Source organism: Pedobacter sp. (genome assembly GCF_965249885.1).
GTDB lineage: Bacteria > Bacteroidota > Bacteroidia > Sphingobacteriales > Sphingobacteriaceae > Pedobacter.
The window spans coordinates 2,788,729-2,808,015 of sequence record NZ_OZ252254.1 but is presented as its reverse complement, the minus strand read 5'-3'; the positions used below and the strand labels follow the sequence as shown (position 1 = coordinate 2,808,015).

Below are 19,287 nucleotides of genomic sequence, written 5' to 3'. Positions count from 1 at the left end.
ATTTGATTAGTCAAGCGGCTTTTTTTTTGTTTCAATATCTAATTTGAGTTCTGGTTAGGCAGTATTACAATTCTTGAAAATTTGCATCATATTTATTTTTTGCTCGCCCCCGTAGGGCTCTTACTTTTCCATGGTTGTTTATTTTTTTGCCTTCAAGCTTTCGCTATGGCCAGATTTGATCGCAAAATTAACATAACCAGAGTTTCTTGAGCTCAACAGCTTTGCTGATAACCCCAGTTCGATTGTTAATTCTTTGATAATTAGATTCAAAACTGATACTGATCCCGAACATTCGGGACAGTATGACGAAACGCCGATTTGCCGTCACCCCGTCCCGAATGTTCGGGGTCAGGGTCAGTTAGCTATAAAATATTGTATTTTATCGTAAATCAAATAAATATCAATCGAACTCAGGCTATAAAAATTGCTTTTCGAGCTATCGGCTAAGGTAATGGTTAGCAATGCCAAAAAAACATAAAAAAAGCACGACTTTATGGTCGTGCTTTCATTATTCAATTTTTTGCTAGTTGAAAAACTCTATCCTTCATTTACCACGCCCATTGCACAGAATTTGTCAATTCTTTTTGCAATCAGCTTGTCAGCGTCTACTTTCTTAAGGACTTTTAAATCTTCTAAAATTTGAGCCTTCAAAGTAGTGGCCATTTCTACAGCATTTTGATGTGCTCCACCTAGTGGCTCTTTCACTACTCCGTCGATCAGCTGGTTCTTGAACATATCTTCCGAAGTAAGTTTCAAGCATTCCGCAGCTTTTTCTTTGAAATCCCAGCTTCTCCATAAAATAGAAGAGCAAGACTCCGGAGAAATTACCGAATACCATGTATGCTCCAGCATGTAAACCTTATCACCGATACCGATACCTAAAGCGCCACCTGAAGCTCCTTCGCCAACGATAAAGCAAAGAATTGGCACTTTTAATACCGACATTTCCAATAAGTTACGAGCAATAGCTTCACCTTGTCCACGTTCTTCGGCCTCTAAACCTGGGTAAGCGCCCATGGTATCGATAAAAGAAATTACTGGCTTATTGAATTTTTCTGCTAAACGCATCAAACGCAATGCTTTTCTGTAACCTTCAGGATTAGCCATACCAAAATTGCGGAATTGACGCTCTTTGGTATTTTTCCCTTTTTGATGACCAATTACCATAACGGTTTGTCCATCGATAGTTGCAAAACCGCCGATAATAGCTTTATCGTCTTTCACCGTTCTATCACCGTGAAGCTCAATAAAGTCTTCGCAAATAAGGTTAATGTAATCTAAAGTTTGTGGACGCTCAGCGTGACGCGACATTTGAACTTTTTGCCATCCTGTTAGGTTAGCATACAAGCTTTTACTCGTCTCATCTGCTTTCTCTTCAAGCTCTGCAAGCGTAGCCGACATATCTACCTTAGTTTTATCAGCTATTTGCTTTACCTTTTCAATTTGTTGATACAAATCTGCCAAAGGCTTTTCAAAATCAAAAGATGTTTTCAATTGTTCCATAGTGGGGCTGTAAAATTAAGCATTTATCTGGAAACAAAAGACAATAAAATTAAAGCCTTTTTTACGAAGCAGCGAACTCACCGAAAGGTAAGATAAACCGACCGCTAAAACAAGACAACAGATACCGAAAAAAATGAACTCATTTGAACCTCGCTTTATAAACTCGATACCCTTAACTACCAAGTAGATAGAAAGAATAAGACTTAAAAAAGTAGCGACAACTTTCATCTGCGATTTGCTTTTACATTAAGTTAGGAAATTATGATATACTTTCAAACTTTAACTGCCGTAGTTTCTTTGTAAATAGCGATTGCCATTAAGAGTAGGACTTTGATTAATAGCCGAGATTGAAGTGGATCCCGATTTTTCATCGGGAGAAACGCAAAGCGGGACTACCTTTGCATAGTAGCCCTGCCCTTGCGCTTCAAAATATTTTAAAATTTAGCTGACTGGCCGTTTTTTGTTGTGGATTTTTTGATGAAATCGCGGATGTGATTGTTGCCAGCCTCTAAATCTACCTTGCGGAGATACATCATGTGCCCGCTTTCGTAACCCTCCCAACTCATGCGGCTTTTTAGTTTGCCGCTTGGATCCATTTGCCACATGTTATATTTGGCGTTAAAGTAATCGCAGGCGCCGTCGTAATATCCCGACTGCACTAGGACATGTAAATAAGGATTTTGCGCCATTGCTGCCCTTAAGTTCTCACCTGTATTGTCGCCAGTTCTGTCCCAAGGATTTACAGGGCCAAACATGTTATATTTCAAATCGGTTTTATAGTTAAGCTCGTTGCGTAAATACATGTTGATGGCAGGCGTGAATGAATGTAACCAAGAGGTTAGTTCAGCGTTATAATCAGGACGTTCGCCACCATCAGACCTATCAATACCTTTATACCTCGAATCTAATCGACCAACGGTGAATCCTTTGTCTCGCAATAGCTCCTTCCAAAACAAATTGGTTGAAATATCAAGGTTATTTTGTATAATTACTTTTTCCGGCAATCCGGAGAAGCGAGCGATTTTAGCGGCAATTCTCTTTTTATCTTCAGCAGGTAAAAATCCTCCTTTAGCCATTGCTGGAATTAATTCATTAATGGTAAAATTTTCCACCTCGGGCAGCATATCCGTTAATTTCTTCGACTGTAAATCGGCCGGTAACATTTTATGATACCAAGCGGTTGCTGCAAAATAAGGTAATCTTAAGGCGGCGCCCATTGCGCTTCCACGTTCGATACCTAGCTCGGTAGGCGATACCAAGATTACGCCGTTAAGATACATCCAGTGGTTACTCTGTAGTTCTAATGCCAAACCAGATACACGGGTGGTGCCGTAGCTTTCGCCAATGAGATATTTAGGTGATGCCCATCGGTTAGTGCGGGTAACAAAGGTATTGATCCACTCGGCGAGGTACTTTATATCCGCCCTTACTCCGAAAAATTTATTGGTTGGTACATCTTTACTTACAGCTCTAGAGTATCCTGTGTTAACTGGATCGATGTAAACAATATCCGCTATATCCAAAATTGACGTGCTATTGTCCTTATAACCGTAAGGCTGCACTGGATATCCTTCATCATCGATATTAAGTACTACTGGGCCAGTATAGGCAATGTGCATCCACACTGAAGCAGAACCTGGGCCTCCGTTAAAAGAAATTACCAACGGGCGAGTGTCTTTATTGCCGACATCCGTACGTTCGTAATAGGTATAAAACAAGCCTGCAATCGGTTTTCCGTCCTCATCCCAAACTGGCAAAGTGCCGGCCGTAGCTTTATATGGCACTGCTTTACCATTGATGTTTACGGTATGATTGGTTACTACAGCACTTTCTGGAACGATGTTACGGGAGGCGATGTTGTTATTAACTTTTATCGGAGCTTCCTCTTTTGGGGCAGCATTACCTGGTGGCGTGGCACTTGCTCGTTGCTGGCCGCCCTGTGCTTGTGGACGCTGAGCATAAACGGCACCGAATAACATCAGCGCTAAACAGGTAATTGTAAAGGTTTTCTTCATTTTTATATGTTTAGTTGTTGCATATAAATATCAGCATTGACGTTGGTTTCTCCTAACTCAAACTAAAATGTTACGCTAACCGAAATCGAAAGCAATTATTTCAACACAGGCGCCAAAACCTTCAACTTGCCATCAATTTGATGCGAATATTGTAATCCCAAAATTTTAGCCAATAGTGGATAAACATGTACATTTTCAAACGAATTGATGGTAAGTCCTTCTTTGAACGCAGGGCCCCAAGCGTAAAACACGGCTTGCATATCTGGCATTGCATTATCAAAGCCATGCTTCCCAATGTTGGTTGGCCGACCGGTAAGGTTAAAAATTTTAGGTAAACGGGGAATCAAAATAATGTCCCCTATTCTACCATCTTTATTGTCTTTCGCACGGTAGTGCCATCGTTTTGGCATCTTGGTGGTTAAATAAGCATCATAATCTACTGCCGCTGCCTTAAGTTTGGAATAAAGTGGCTTAATGTCCCGTTGATCTTTAGCATAAATTTGCAGCAAAGCGTCTCCATTAGGCACTACAAACTTTGCCGTATCTATTAAACTTGGCAGTGGCATTGTATTTTTATTATCCGATTCAGTCATCCCATGATCCGATACAAAAACAAAGTTTACGTCCAGACCTGCGCTTTTAGTTAATTCAACCATCTTACCAACGCAATCATCAACCAATTTCACAGCCTCTCCAGTTTCTTTGGCGTTTGAACCGAAATCGTGCCCAGCGACATCAACTTCAGGGAAATAAAACGCAATTAAGTGAGGGCGCTTTTCCGCCGGAAGCAGCAACCAATTTTTAACGGCTTCCAATCTAGCATCCATCGAAATTTTATTGTTGAAATTATACCAGTAAGTTGGCCTGATACCTTGTACGGCAGTTTCCGAGCCTAACCAGTAAAAAGCAGCCGTTAACATCTTTTGCTGTTCGGCTAACGCCCAAATGGGTAGTCCGCCGTACCAAGTACTATCCTTAATGGCGCTTGCATCTTTCTTTAAATAAATCTGCTTTCTATTGGGATCGTAAAACGAATTGTTAACAATGCCGTGGTGCGAAGGATACATTCCAGTAGCCAACGTGTAATGATTAGAAAAAGTAACCGATGGATAAGACGGCTTCATTGATACTGCTTGTACTCCTTTTGCCTTTAGCGCTAATAAGTTTTTCGCTTGATATTTCTCTGCATAATCATGCCTGAAACCATCGGCAGAAATATAGATGATGTAAGGTTTTTGCATTTGGGCAGGTGAGTTTTCACGACCTGCAACAATTTGCTGCGACAGTTCTTGTGCTGAAAGATGAGCACAAGCAAATAGCAATAACAGCACTAAAAAAATGTTCTTGGTAGAAATCATGCGCAAAAATAAACTAAATTTCAATAGTGCTGAGTTAATTTAAAGCAATAATAAGCAGGAACTACCTGAAAAAGAAATAGGTGGAAAAACTCCCACCTATTTTTGATTATAATTATTACCGATAACCGATTTATTGCGCCAATGCCTGTTTGCTGAAAATATGATACTCTCCAGGAGCTAAAGATTGGCTGTACGTAGTTGTATTTAAGGAAATGTTATTACCTATGGCATCGTACCACGTACCTGTGCTACCAAAATCAACAGTGGCACTTTGCGGAACGATATCGAAATTACCCACCACAACAACCGTATTGTTCGCATCAGTAAGTTTAATTGACTTAATAGCGCCGGAAAAATTGTAAGTGAAACTAGTGCTTTTAAAAATGCTGTTCTTTTGTTTCATTTTAATGAACTTAGCAAATGCATTGTAAAGTGCTCGTCTATTTGGATCAGTATAGTATTCCCATCTAATTGGCTTATCACCGGTACGACCGTTGAAATCAATATTTACATCATAGCCTACTTCACCAAATTGCCATAGCATTTTAGGGCCAGGCATGGCAAACAAAAATGCTGCCGCCATTTCATTTCTTTTTAATGATGTAGCAACATTACCTTTAATGACGTAATTGGTGTTCAGATTTCCGTAGGTAATATTTTTGTACATTAAACGCTCCTCGTCGTGACTTTCGCCGTAGCTGATCAAGCCTTCCGCAGATGAAAACCCGTGGGTTCCAAACATTCCTCTCGAAAAATCAGAAGAACCTAGCCAGCCCATTGTGGCTTCATTCATTGAATGGTTTAAGTTGTTCCACATCATCAACCCCTTATTGGCGTAAACTACCTCTTCACTATCATTGGCGAAAAGTTCTAAAATGATATAGAAATTAGGATCAACGCTTTTCATTGTCGCTACATAATCGTCCCAAATGGCAACCCTTCCAGCATCAAAAGCAGAAAAACTAGCATCATCATTACTTGATCTTTGCGTAAATCCCTTCGCTAAATCGAACCTAAAACCGTCCAGCTTATACTCTTGCATCCAAAACTTCATCACATCTTTAGAGAATTTTCTAGTCGCTCCACTTTCGTGATTAAAATCAAAGCCAACATTATACGGATGTTTGGCGTCTACATTAAACCAAGGGTTGCTTGTAGTTGGTTTATTTCCATCAAAATACAGTTGTACCATTGGTGATTGACTAAAAGAATGATTCAACACCATATCCAAAATTACAGCGATACCTCTTCCGTGGCACTCATCAATAAACTTCTTCAAATCGTTTTTAGGACCGTAGTATTTATCTGGAGCAAAATAAAATGATGGATTGTAGCCCCAACTTAAATTCCCTTCAAATTCATTTACCGGCATCAATTCAATGGCATTAATTCCCAAGCCTACCAAATAATCGAGTTTTTGTAGGGTAGAATTGTAGGTATGCTCCGCGGTAAAATCCCTAATCAGCAACTCATAAATTACCAAATCATTTTTAGCAGGACGGGCAAAAGCTGTATTTCTCCACGTGTAGCTGGGCTGGTTACCTTGCACTACACTCACAATTCCAGTGGTTTTCCCCGTTGGATAAGCTTTTAAATTAGGATAAGTTGCCGCTGCGATGTACTGATCATTCACTGGATCTAATATTTTTTCGCAATAGGGATCTGCAACCCTTAAGTTATCATCTACCAAAAATTGATAAGCATATTCCGTGTCAGGATTAAGGTTATCTAGCTTGATCCAAAAATAATTTCCATCGGGTGTTTTAGTCATTTTGGAAGCCGTTGCCGACCAGCTATTGAAATCGCCCATTAAGCTCACGGTATTTTTGCCCGGTGCGTACAAGGTGAAAATAGCGGAAGTTCCATTATTAGTAAAAACAACCCCATCTTTAGCTCCGGCAGGAAGCTCTGTAGAATTTGGCGTTACGGGATTAACTGGCGTAGGCTGTGTAGGTTGTTCTCCAACGTTTTTTTTGCAGGATAACGTAAAACAAGCGCCAAGGGCAAGGGCTAAAAACAATCTTTTCATTTCAAATTAATTTCCATCAGCTGATGGTGAAGTAAATATTTTAAACACTTTTATGTTCTTCTACGGCGAGTTGGGCAGCCAATGTTTCGTTCGTTTTGCGTTCATCTTTAATTAACACATAGCAAATGATTGCCGCCAATATCATTAAACCACCGCCCAACTGCACCGCAAGTAATCTGTCATTATTTAGTACATTACGCATTAACCAGCCAAAACCAAGGGATGCGATAATTTCGGGCAATACGATGAAGAAGTTGAAAATACCCATGTAAATCCCAATTTTAGCTTTTGGAAGATGGCCACTTAACATAGCATAAGGCATAGAAAGTATACTCGCCCAAGCAATACCAATGCCCGTCATACACAGATAAAGCATGTTTTTATCATGTACCCAAGCTACGCTGATTAGGCCAAGGGCACCACAAAGCAAGCAAAGGGAATGTGTTGTTTTCCGACCTAAAGTATCAGCTATTTTTGGTAAGATGAGTGCAAACAAAAAAGTAACCACGCTATAAAAAGCTAGGGTTAAACTACCAAAATCGGCACCGGCAGCATATACAGGATCGCTAGCATCTTTACCACCGAAAACATTTACAGCTACTGCCGTAGTGTAATAAAACCACATTAAAAACAAGCCCGGCCAGGTAAAAAACTGCACTAAAGAAATGACTTTCATTTGCTTGGGCATGTTTTTAACTGCAGACACCATCTCATAAATTCCAGCGAAGAAACCTGCACTTTTATTGTTTTCGGCTAGTTCATCATCAGTTGGTGGATATTCCTTACTTGTTAAAACGGTATAAAGCACCGCCGAAAAAAAGAAAAAAGCACCCAAGTAAAAGGAATATTTCACGTTTTGTGGGATTCCACCAAAAGCGGCCACATTGCTAACTTTAAACCAATTGTTAAAAATCCAAGGCAAAGCCGATGCAATACTTCCGCCCAAACCAATCATCATACTCTGCATTACAAAACCGCGGTTGATTTGACTTTCAGGCAATTTGTCAGCTACAAATGCCCTGAACGGCTCCATAGAAACGTTACCAAAGACATCTAAAATCCATAACAAACTGGCAGCCATCCATAAGGCACTGCTGTGCGGCATTAAAATTAGCGCAACAGAACTAATCAGCGCACCGATGAAAAAGTATGGGCGGCGACGGCCCCAGGTAGGGTGCCAAGTGCGATCACTCAAATAACCAATAATGGGCTGCACAATTAAGCCAGTCAAAGGCGCCGCTAAAAACAGTAATGGCACATCGTCGGCATTAGCGCCCAAATTTTCGTAAATGCGCCCCATGTTGGCACGCTGCAAATCCCAGCCAAACTGTATCCCAAAAAAACCAACACTCATGTTGATGATTTGAGAAATACTGAGTACTGGTTTAATTTGTTGTTTAATGTTCATATTTGGTTGTAGGTTGATTTGGTTAGAATTGAATGATTTGCGACGATGAAGGTTCGACTTTCAAATTCACCGTAGAATTACTGAAAGAAACATCCTTATCGGTCAGCAAATCTTTCGCAGTTGAAATTTTACTTCCCGCTAAAACATTAGTTGGAATATTAATGGTAGCGGCTAAACTTTTCGAGCGATCAAAATTAGCGACCACTAATAAACGTTGATTTTTGGTGTATCGCACATAAGCATAGGCCTTTGCAAAGCCTGTTAAAGGCACCTCTAACATGGCACCGTTGGTGATTGCGTCGCTACCGGCTCTAACAGAAGTTAGTTTCTTATAAAAATCTCGAGTTTGTTTTTCGGCTGGCGTTAGTTTTGCCCCATCAAAGGCACCACTATTCACCCAACGTTGGTGGCTTGGTACGCCCCAATAATCAAAAATAGTGGTTCGGTTATCATCGCCACCAAAGCCCTCTTTACCTGCTCCCGGCTCACCAACTTCTTGTCCAAAATATAACATCAACGGACCTTTACCCAAAGTTGCTGATATCACCATTGCAGGGAAAGCCAATTTTGCATCTCCTGCAAAACCTTTCGACGCAATACGTTCTTCATCGTGGTTCTCCAAAAAGCGTAGCATGTGTTCATCAAAACCAGCGCTTTCTTTTCGCCAAACGTGCTGAATATCCGAAACTTTAGCAGCTGGCTCATCCTTGATAAAGCGTTTTAAGCCATCATACAAACCTACCTTATCGTACAAATAATCAAATTTACCTTGGGTTACATATTGTTGATATACGGTTGGATTATAAGCCTCGCCAATGAAAATCAATTTCGGGTTTACCTTTTTCACTTCTGGAATTACCCAGCTCCAAAACTCTACAGGAACCATTTCCGCTACATCACACCTAAAACCATCTACTCCCTTTTCTGCCCAGTGCACTAAAATATCTTTCATTTTAAGCCAAACTGGTGGCATAGGCGTTAAATGTTTAACTTCTTTCCCGTCCTTAAATTCAATTCCGTAGTTGAGTTTTACGGTTTCGTACCAATCATTAACCGAAGGTTGCGCAGCAAATACATTGTTGCCAGTAGCTTTAGCCGGATTTTCAGCGAATTTTCCATCCTGTAAAGCAGCTAAGGGGCCATCGCTTTTTGAATTTGCAGGTACTTTAAAATCTTGGCCTGGAATATAATAAAAGTCGTTTGTAGCTTTGTAGGCGACTGTTTTATCATCAGTAGCGCCAAAATCTATCACATTTTTCGGCTTTGCGAAAGATTGATAACTTCTAGCTACGTGGTTAGGCACAAAGTCAATTAAAACCTTTAAACCTTTATTGTGAGTGCGCTGTACCAAAGCTTCAAACTCAGCGATACGCTTGTTAACGTCCACTGCCAAATCCGGATCCACATCATAATAATCTCTGATGGCATAGGGCGAACCAGCTCTACCTTTCACTACGTCGGCATCTCCGGTAGGTATGCCATTTTTACTGTAGTCGGTTAAGCTAGCATGGGCAATCACACCAGTGTACCAAACGTAATCCACATTTAGCTCTTTCAAGCCATCTAGCGCCTTATCGTTGATATCGTTAAATTTACCACAGCCATTTTCTGCAATGGTACCGAAAGGTTTATTGCTTGTATTGGTATTACCGAACAAACGAGGTAACAACTGATAAATAATGATGTTATCTTTCTTATCGACTGTATTTGTTTGTTGATTTTCCTTGCACGACATCATCATCAAAACTAATAAACCTGTAGCAAAGCTGAAATTAGCGCTAAATTTCTTCATCATTTTATGTTATGCTAATACCGCATTGGAAATTTTCAATTCTTCCGCAGCAGCTAGTTCGTACTCCTTATCGTGGATTTGCAACGACAAACCTTTTTGAGCTAAGTTAACAATATGGATTTCTTCTTTACTGATACTCAACTTGATATTGGCACCCCTGAAACCTACAGTAAACGAAAACGATTTCCACTTTTGTGGCAAGAAAGGATTGAAAATCAACTTATCGTTGCGCACCCTCATTCCAGCAAAACCTTCCACTACGCTCATCCATGTACCAGCCATCGAAGTAATGTGCAGTCCATCTTCAGTATCGTTATTATAATCGTCCAAATCTAATCGAGAAGTACGTAAATAAAACTCGTAAGCCCTGGCCTCATCGTGCAGTTTAGCAGCTAAAATACTGTGTACGCAAGGCGATAAAGAACTTTCATGCACTGTACGTGGTTCATAGAAATCGAAATTGCGTTTATGTGTATCGAAATCGAAGTCGTCTTCAAAGAAGTAGAAACCTTGCAACACATCAGCCTGTTTGATAAAGCAAGAGCGTAAAATCCTGTCCCAGCTCCATTTTTGATTCAACGGACGTTCGGCCGCAGGTAAATCTTTTACCAAAATTTGCTCTTTATCCAAATAGCCATCCTGCTGTAAATACACGCCAAACTCCTCGCTATATGGATAATACATATGCTCTACAATGTGCTGCCATTGCGCAAATTCATCGGTAGAAAAATTAAGTTTCGACTTTAATTCCTGATAACGTTGAGGTGCATTTTGTTGAACCCAAGCGGCTGCCTCTTGTGCATATTTTAAGCACCAAACCGCTAAATAATTAGTATACCAATTGTTGTTGATGTTGTTTTCGTACTCGTTAGGTCCGGTAACCCCTAACATCACATATTGCGATTTGGCCTGACTCCAATTTACACGCTGTTTCCAAAAACGAGCGATACCGAACAATACTTCCAAGCCATATTCTGCTAGGTAATTAGCATCACCAGTGTAGCGGATGTAATTGAAAATAGCATAAGCGATGGCACCATTTCTGTGGATTTCCTCGAAAGTAATTTCCCATTCATTATGGCATTCTTCTCCGTTAATGGTGACCATTGGATATAAGGCCGCACCATTAGTAAAGCCTAACTTTTGTGCATTTTCGATAGCTTTATCCAGTTGTTTGTAACGATAAATCAGTAGGTTTTTACTTACTTGCTGTGGTGCAGTTGCCAAGTAAAAAGGCACACAATACGCTTCTGTATCCCAATAAGTTGAACCGCCATATTTCTCCCCAGTAAAACCTTTAGGGCCAATATTCAAACGGTCATCAGCACCAGTGTAGGTTTGAAATAGTTGATAGATGTTGAAACGAATGGCTTGCTGTGCTGCCACATCACCTTCAATAATGATATCGCTTTCTTGCCATTTTTTTGCCCAAGCTTGTTGCTGTTCAGCAAATAGCTGCTCGAAACCTTTTGCCACTGCATTGTTCAAAGCAGTTTTTGCAGCTTGAAGCAATTGCTGAGGCTCATAATTTTGGGACGACAAGTTGACTGCTGTTTTGTAAAACGTTATTTCATCGCCTTTGGCTACTGCAACCGTAAATTGTTGCGCAATGTATTTTTCCTGGCGGATAGTTTGCATTGCCAACTCTTGCTTTTGTCCATTTTTTTGCACCGAAATATGAGCTCCAGTACAAACTTCAAAAGCGCTTTTCTTGGTCCTCAGTGTTAAAAAACAGGAATTATCAGCCTCATCATCAGCTACAAAATCCCAAAATTTTTCATCGTAATTGCTATCCTGATTTTTAACATCACCATCGATGTACGATTTAATGTTAAGCTCACCATCAAAGTTTAACGCTTTAATTTGATATTTAATGGCGCCAACCTCATCATCAGCTATGCTGCAAAAACGGATGGCTTTAACCTGCACTTGATAACCATTGGACAAAGTAGCTTTAAAGTTCCTTTCCAAGTAGCCTTCTTTCATGTGCAATACCCTTGAAAAATCCTCCACTTTCGCTTGAGCCAAATCCAATGCAACACCATCAATTTCAATGGAAATACCTATCCAGTTGGCGGCATTTAGCACCTTTGCAAAATATTCAGGATAGCCGTTTTTCCACCAACCTACGCGTGTTTTATCAGGGTAATACACCCCGGCAACGTAATTTCCTTGCAGTGTTTCACCAGAATAGGACTCTTCAAAATTGGCACGTTGCCCCACGCGTCCATTGCCTAAACTGAAAATACTTTCGGATATCTTATTCAAATGCGGATCAAAACCCTCTTCAATAATGTTCCACTCGTGTGCTTTGATGTAATTCTTCATTTCTTTAACTGATACAATGTCTTATAATTCGTCCATTTGGTGCAAGTGCGCAACTGAGAGCCTACTTAAATCTTTCACTACAATGGTAGCTTCGGTTAAAACCTCTGGTGAGCCAATTCCTACGCTCCTCATTCCCGCCCTATTGGCCGCTTCGATACCGGCAATGGCATCTTCAAAAACCAAACACTCCTGCGCTTGCATGCCTAAAAGCTCAGCCCCTTTTAAAAATACTTCGGGATCTGGCTTAGATTTATTAACCAAATTACCGTCAACAATAGCGTCAAAAAAATGCGCTAAGTTGGTACGTTGTAATATGATAGCTGAGTTTTTACTGGCAGAACCCAGTGCAATTCGGTAACCTGCATTTTTGATGGAAGTGAGAAAATCTACTGTGCCATTGAGCACTTCGGTGGGTGTCATTTGCTCAATCATGGCTACGTACCATTCATTTTTTTGTGTGGCCAAAGCAACTTTTTCCTCGTCCGACTTTTGTAGGTTGCCCCAATTCAAAATCCTATCCAAACTCTCCATCCTACTAATGCCTTTTAGCTGCTCATTTTGTTCTTCAGTAAAATCAAAACCTAAGCTGTTGGCCAATTGCTTCCACGCTTTAAAATGATAGATTGCCGTATCTACCAAAACTCCATCTAAATCAAAAAGGCAAGCCTTAATTTTCATCTATAATCTTTTTTATCTTATTGTAACTCTAATACCAATGTGGTTTTCGCAGGTATTTTCAATTGACTGATATCGCTTAACAACTCATCGCTCACCACGTTTTTTGCGGCTTTTCTACCCAAAATCATTTCACTAAACCTATCTGTGCCTAGCGTTTTGGCTTCTGCATTTCCGTTCATCACCATCATTACAGTTTTTTGATTGTTGTACCTGAAATACACATAAATACCATCTTCAGGGATAAACTGCATCATTTTTCCAGTTTGCAACACTTCGTTGTTTTTGCGATAGTTGGCTAGCTTTTTCACATAATTGAAAGCCTCGTTTTCCTTTTCAGTACGACCTGCGGACGAGAACTTGTTCACTTTATCGGTAGCCCAACCTCCTGGGAAATCATTGCGAACCAAACCATCTGGATTAGCGTAATTTTTCATCAGAATTTCGGTGCCGTAATAAAACTGAGGTATGCCACGGGTAGTGAGCAACCAAGCAATTCCTGACTTATACTTATCGAAATCTTCGCCAACTACCGAGTAAAAACGGCTGATATCGTGGTTATCCAGAAAAACGACGTTGCGAGTAGGATCCTCATACATGTAATCGTTAGTGAGCGTGTTATACAAACGTACTACACCGTCAGTCCAACCGAATTTACCGTTTAGTGCTTCATTGATTCCCCATAAAGCCTGAAAATCCGTTACGCCTTGCAACTCCGTATCAATGCCCTGATTTATTTTATTTCCTTTGGTAAAGAATGCTTGATTAGGAACTCCATGTACCCAAGTTTCGCCAAAAAAGGTAAATTTTGGATACTCCTCCATGATACGTTTACCCCATTCCGCCATAAACTTGGCATCGTTATAAGCATAGGTATCCAATCTAAAGCCATCCAAATCCGCATATTCTATCCACCAAATATGGCTTTGCGTGAGATAGTTTTTCACGAACTCATTGTTTTGATTCAAATCTGGCATGTGCCTATCGAACCATCCATTTAGCATTAAATCCTTGTCTTTTTTTGAAACATAGGGATCAAAATGTACTTGCTCACGATAGGTGGTTTTGGTGTAGGTTGGCCATTGGTGTACCCAATCCTTAGTTGGCATATCTTTAATGGTGAAATGCTCCGTTCCGAAATGGTTGTGCACCAAATCTTTGATCATTTTCATCCCACGCTGATGGCAATCTGCCACGAGTTGACGGTAATCTTCATTAGTACCAAAACGTGGATCAACTTTATAATTTTCTGTATTGGCGTAACCGTGATAAGAAGTTTTGGGCTGGTTGTTTTCTAACACTGGATTTAACCACAGTGCAGTTACACCTAACTCTTGCAGATAATCCAGATGAGCTGCAATACCTTTCAAATCTCCACCGTGCCTGTAAAACAAGCTATCGCGATTTAAGGCAGTCTCATTCATTCCTTTCACCACATCATTTTTTGTATCGCCGTTGGCAAACCTATCTGGCATAATGAGGTAAATGAAATCTTTATTTGTTACGCCTTGAAATTTTTGCTGATTAGCATTTCGCGTCTTTAATTCGTAAGTATATTTTGCTTGCTGTTTTCCATTTTGTTTAAAAACGATATCGAACTTTCCAGCTGCGGCATCAGCTGAAATCAATAGATCCAAGAACAGATAATTAGGATTATCTACCTGATTTACTTTTATCAATTTTACTCCTGCGTAATTGATGCTTACTTCATTTTTGCTGATATCTTTTCCATGCACTAATAATTGCAGGTTAGGATTTTTCATTCCTACCCACCAAAACGAAGGTTCTATTCGCTCCAACTTTGGAAGTTGAGCTACCAATGCTAACGGAACAGCTAAAAACAGCAATAACAAAGTTCTTCTCATGATCTAATATTTGATTTCGAATTGATTTTTATCGTTGGAGATGGTCACGCTTTTAACATTACAACCAATGGTTGGGTTAGCGTTACCCTGTGGATCAAACCTAGAAATTGGTGCAATAAACGACACAAAATCATTTTGCACTTTACTACTAGTTTGAATTTTATCTTGATCGCCAAAGCCGTGAAAAACTAATTTCAGCTGGCTAAACTTCGATTTAAAATTACCTTCCACCTTATCGAAAACAATTTTGCGCTGTTTGGCATCGTAAGTAATTTGTCTTTTGTAGAAGTCGCCTTTTTCATAATTGTAACTTTCGCCATCATCCTCATAATAAACGAAACTGTTATTTTCGGACCCTTTGTAGATATGCAACACCAATGTATCGCTTGGTTTTTCGGCAGTGCTTTGTATTAGAGATTGCATGGGTACAATACTGCTTCCCTTTACGAAAACAGGCAATTGTTGTAAGCTTAGGCGTAAAATTTTCTCGGTATCCCCTTGCAAAGGTTCATTATTGTATAAATTGTACCAATTCCCTTTTGGAAAAAATACAGCGCCATATTCTTTAGTGCTTTCAAACGGCGCTACCAAAAAAGATTGTCCGAACATGAACTGATTTTGGAATTTACCATCGTAAACTCGTGGTTCATGGGTGTTTGTAAACGCTAAGCTTCTTACTACCGGCATACCTGTAGTGGCTGCTTCGTTAAAAGTGGAATACAAATAAGGCAGTAATTTGTAGCGTAGGTTAATAAAGTTTCTGGAAATTTCGGTTACTTCTTCTCCATAAGCCCAAGGCTCCGAAGATTTGGTATTAACGGCAGTATGGTTACGGAAATAAGGGTTAAAGGCTCCAATTTGAATCCAGCGGGCATACAAACTTACGGAAGGATTACCCGTAAAACCACCGATATCCATACCCGTGAAAGCCACGCCGCTTAACCCTAAACTGTTCAATAAACGAACACCTGCCATCATGTGATCCTCCTCTGAACGGTTATCGCCAGTCCAAATAGCGGTATAGCGTTGTAAGCCAGCATAACCAGCTCTGGTTAAATTGAAAGGACGTTTGTTGGTGGCCTGCACCATTCCTTCAAAACTTGAACGAGCCATCTGCATACCATAAACATTGTGCGCCTGCTTGTGGCTTGCCAATGCACCGTCGTAGTTAAATAATATGTTGGACGGCATTTTTTGTCCCCAACTGGCAATCTCGTTCATGTCGTTCCAAATCCCATCAACTCCAGTATTTGCAAAGAACTTAATTTTCTCATGCCACCAATTTCTGCCCAAAGGCGACGTAAAATCAGGAAAGTGGCACCATCCTGGCCACACCTGAGCGGTGAAGTTGGTACTATCAGGATATTTGACGAAGATGTTTTTTTTAACCCCATCTTCGTAAGCGGCATAACCTTCTTCCACTTTGATTCCTGGATCTACAATTACGGTGGTTTTAAAACCCATTTCTTTGAGTTTTTTGTTCATCGCCAAGGGATCACCGAAACGTTGTTTATCCCAAGTGAACAACTTGTACTGATCCATGTAGTGGATATCCAAGGTAATTCCATCAGCAGGAATTTTCTTTTCACGCAATGTTTGTGCAATACGCATTACTTCCGTTTCCGGATAATAACTGTAGCGGTTTTGTTGGTAGCCTAAGCTCCACAACGGTGGCATTTTCATTCTGCCAGTTAAAGCCGTGTACGACTTTACGATATCCGACAGTTGAGTATGATAGATGAAGTAGTAGTTCAACTCTCCACCTTGTGCAGAAAAAGATGAAAAACGGTTGTTACTAGCTCCAAAATTAAAGTCAGTTTGATAGGTATTATCTAAGAAAATACCATAATTTAAATTGTGATGTATTCCAATGTAAAAAGGAATAGAGGAATAAAGCGGATCTTGTCCGGTAGAATAGCCGAAAGCGTCGTAGTTCCAATTGGTGTAGCCATTGCCTTTCCTATCTAAGTTTCCGTTTTTTTCTCCCAAGCCTACAAAGCGTTCGCCGGCTTGCATTTGTTTGTATGCAGTTACCTCATCGGCAACCCATGAGTTTTGCAGACCTTTTTCATCCTGATTGATTAATTTACCGTCAAGGGTATAAAAAGCTACTGCGAATGGTTTTTTCGAAATTACTGCTTTCAAAGAGTCTGTTAGCAGTACAATTTCGCTATCGCTTTGCGAAATTTTAACAGTTGTTTTTTGCGGCTGCATTACTACCGCATAAGAAAAATCTTTGGCGAGTTGTTTTTTGTCCAGCCTTACCCTAACAATGTTAGGCGAGTAAACCTGTACCTCGCCAAATGCATTAGTGGTTTTAAAAGTTACCTTTTGTGTTTCAATATTGGTGCTAGTTACATTACCAGCTGAAAGTACAGGGCTTTGTTGGGCAAAAATATTTGAAACGACGGCTAATAATAAGAAGGGAACAATAGATAATTTGTACATAGTTGAAGATGATTTTTATAGGAAAATGAGGTAAAGTCATCCCGAGCGCTATAGCAGCGCTAAGGACGACTTTATTTGATGATTTGTTTTAATTTTTAACTACACTATACGCTTTTGTGAATTCATTAAGTGTAATGGTATAGTTTCCTGAAGTGGCTACGCTTAAGTTTCCACCGCCATCTACTACAACACCAGCAGTGGTTCCAGTGCCATAACTGTAATCCCAAGTACCTTTTTGTAACAAGAATTTAAACTCTCCAGCGGTTAAGTTGGCAGTTACCCTCCATACACCATTTCCTTGGTAAGTCATTGCTGGAAGTGCAGCGTTGTTATTATCCCAACCACCTGCAGTAGCAGCACCAATTAAGTAAAGGGTACCTGTAGTGATTTGATACTTTAAATTTTTGATGTTAGTACCATCCCAAATCACACGGTATAAACCTGTAGCTCCTGGAACGGTCATGTTATCTGCATCACCTTGGGTAATTGAACCATCAGTTTTGCCTTTCACTTTACCGAAATCTTTTGATCCATTTGCTGTACCATCTCCCCAAGCTGCACCATCAATAAATTTCCATTCTTGTCCAGCGGTTAGCGTTACAAAGCCCATAAATTTATTGGTACCTACTAAGGTTAAACCTTGGCCAGGGAATACTGAACCTGGATTCCAACCTGCAGCAGTAGCTGCTCCAACCGCTGCCATTCTACCTTGTTGGATGTAGTACTTGTTATTTTTCAAATCGGCACTTACACGATAGTAACCCGCAACAGGAATGTCAATGTTTCCACTGCCTCCGCTTTGAAGCAATATACCATCAGCGGAACCTTTACCGTAAATTTTCTGCGAAGGTGTGCTCCAGTCGGTGTTTTCACTTAAGAACTTCATACCATCCTGTGTTAAATAAACGTAAGAATAGAACGTTCCTGGCAAGTTTTTATCTGGAATCATTTGAATAGCTTGTGGAGGATTCCAACCAATTGGCGTCGCACCACCTACCATAAATAACTTCACTTCCCTTACGATACTCAAGTTGTTTACATAATCAGAAGTTTTAGTGTAAGTACCCGATTTTGCCTCAACGGTCCATTGCAATTTAGCTGCAGTCGACTGATCTGTGAAACCTTTAGCGCTTAACATTTGATCCATTGCTTGGTAGCTGATGGTAAATGTAGAATCAGAACCTGAATTGTTTGAAGCCGCTTCAAATATTGGTGCATCAAAGCTACCACCTTCGGCTACGAACTTAATTTTGTAAGTTACCGGACTAGTAGATTTACCCGGGAAAGCTTTCTGCCATTTGAAGGTTAGTAAATCAGTTGTTGAGTTAGGGTTAATTTCAATGTTATTAGCAGAAGAAACTGGCCCATACAGTAAGAAATTGCTGATGCCATCTCCAAAACGGGTGATCGAAATGTTGTAGCTCACGCTTGCCATTTCTTTTTTGGTACCGTTATCTGCTCTTACGTTCCAAATCAAATCAGATTTCACACCATCAGCAATGCCTTTAGCTTTTAACAAATCGTCCAATTGCTTTTGAGTAACCGTAAGTTTAGCACTTTTTCCGTTATCGTCTGATGGGATTTCTAACAATGGCTGACTTAATGAACCTGTTTTAAGCGCTGCAATGAAAGTATAGGTTGGCGCAATGGAAACGCCAGGTTTAGCTGCCGACCAAGTAATTTGCACTTGAGCATTTGGCGTAGCGCTGTTTAAAACCAACATGGCATTATTTTGAGGAGCCGTTAAACTAAACGTACCCAAGGCCTCCCCTTTCGATGCTTCATCGAAATCTATTTTTTTACAACCAAAAATTATTACTGATACTGACAGTAATAAATAAAACAGTTTATTCTTCATATCAATAA

General features: G+C 40.1%; 11 protein-coding genes. All 11 read right to left on the bottom strand.

What is annotated here, in order from left to right:
- Window positions 1–537 precede the first annotated feature (537 nt).
- The 11 genes from ACY2A0_RS11925 to ACY2A0_RS11875 all read right to left on the bottom strand — a co-directional run bounded on the left by ACY2A0_RS11925 (window position 538) and on the right by ACY2A0_RS11875 (window position 19,279).
- Window positions 538–1,503, bottom strand: a complete 966-nt coding sequence (locus ACY2A0_RS11925) for an acetyl-CoA carboxylase carboxyltransferase subunit alpha (RefSeq protein ID WP_461789759.1) — start codon at window positions 1,501–1,503, stop codon at window positions 538–540.
- Window positions 1,504–1,937: 434 nt separating this feature from the next.
- The gene (locus ACY2A0_RS11920; RefSeq protein WP_461789758.1) at window positions 1,938–3,518 is read right to left on the bottom strand and encodes a S10 family peptidase; all 1,581 of its coding nucleotides are present in this window, start codon (window positions 3,516–3,518) and stop codon (window positions 1,938–1,940) included.
- 95 nt (window positions 3,519–3,613) lie between these two features.
- Complete coding sequence (locus tag ACY2A0_RS11915) at window positions 3,614–4,900, bottom strand: alkaline phosphatase family protein (protein ID WP_461791526.1); 1,287 nt, start codon at window positions 4,898–4,900, stop codon at window positions 3,614–3,616.
- 106 nt (window positions 4,901–5,006) lie between these two features.
- Window positions 5,007–6,905, bottom strand: a complete 1,899-nt coding sequence (locus ACY2A0_RS11910) for an alpha-amylase family glycosyl hydrolase (protein WP_461789756.1) — start codon at window positions 6,903–6,905, stop codon at window positions 5,007–5,009.
- A 40-nt stretch (window positions 6,906–6,945) separates the two neighbouring features.
- Complete coding sequence (locus tag ACY2A0_RS11905; RefSeq protein WP_461789755.1) at window positions 6,946–8,313, bottom strand: MFS transporter; 1,368 nt, start codon at window positions 8,311–8,313, stop codon at window positions 6,946–6,948.
- 22 nt (window positions 8,314–8,335) lie between these two features.
- Window positions 8,336–10,108: an alpha-amylase family glycosyl hydrolase gene (locus ACY2A0_RS11900; RefSeq protein ID WP_461789754.1), complete on the bottom strand. Its 1,773-nt coding sequence runs from the start codon at window positions 10,106–10,108 to the stop codon at window positions 8,336–8,338.
- Between the two features lie 6 nt (window positions 10,109–10,114).
- Window positions 10,115–12,433: a glycoside hydrolase family 65 protein gene (locus ACY2A0_RS11895; RefSeq protein WP_461789753.1), complete on the bottom strand. Its 2,319-nt coding sequence runs from the start codon at window positions 12,431–12,433 to the stop codon at window positions 10,115–10,117.
- Window positions 12,434–12,454: 21 nt separating this feature from the next.
- Window positions 12,455–13,111 carry a beta-phosphoglucomutase gene (gene pgmB, locus ACY2A0_RS11890; protein WP_461789752.1) on the bottom strand — a complete coding sequence of 219 codons (657 nt, stop codon included), beginning with the start codon at window positions 13,109–13,111 and terminating at the stop codon, window positions 12,455–12,457.
- Between the two features lie 17 nt (window positions 13,112–13,128).
- Window positions 13,129–14,973 (bottom strand): glycoside hydrolase family 13 protein, encoded by a 1,845-nt coding sequence (locus ACY2A0_RS11885; protein ID WP_461789751.1) that lies wholly within the window; start codon window positions 14,971–14,973, stop codon window positions 13,129–13,131.
- A 3-nt stretch (window positions 14,974–14,976) separates the two neighbouring features.
- Complete coding sequence (locus tag ACY2A0_RS11880; protein WP_461789750.1) at window positions 14,977–17,421, bottom strand: glycoside hydrolase family 31 protein; 2,445 nt, start codon at window positions 17,419–17,421, stop codon at window positions 14,977–14,979.
- Window positions 17,422–17,509: 88 nt separating this feature from the next.
- Entirely contained in the window at window positions 17,510–19,279 is a 1,770-nt protein-coding gene (locus ACY2A0_RS11875; RefSeq protein ID WP_461789749.1) for a SusF/SusE family outer membrane protein, read from the bottom strand.
- Window positions 19,280–19,287 lie beyond the last annotated feature (8 nt).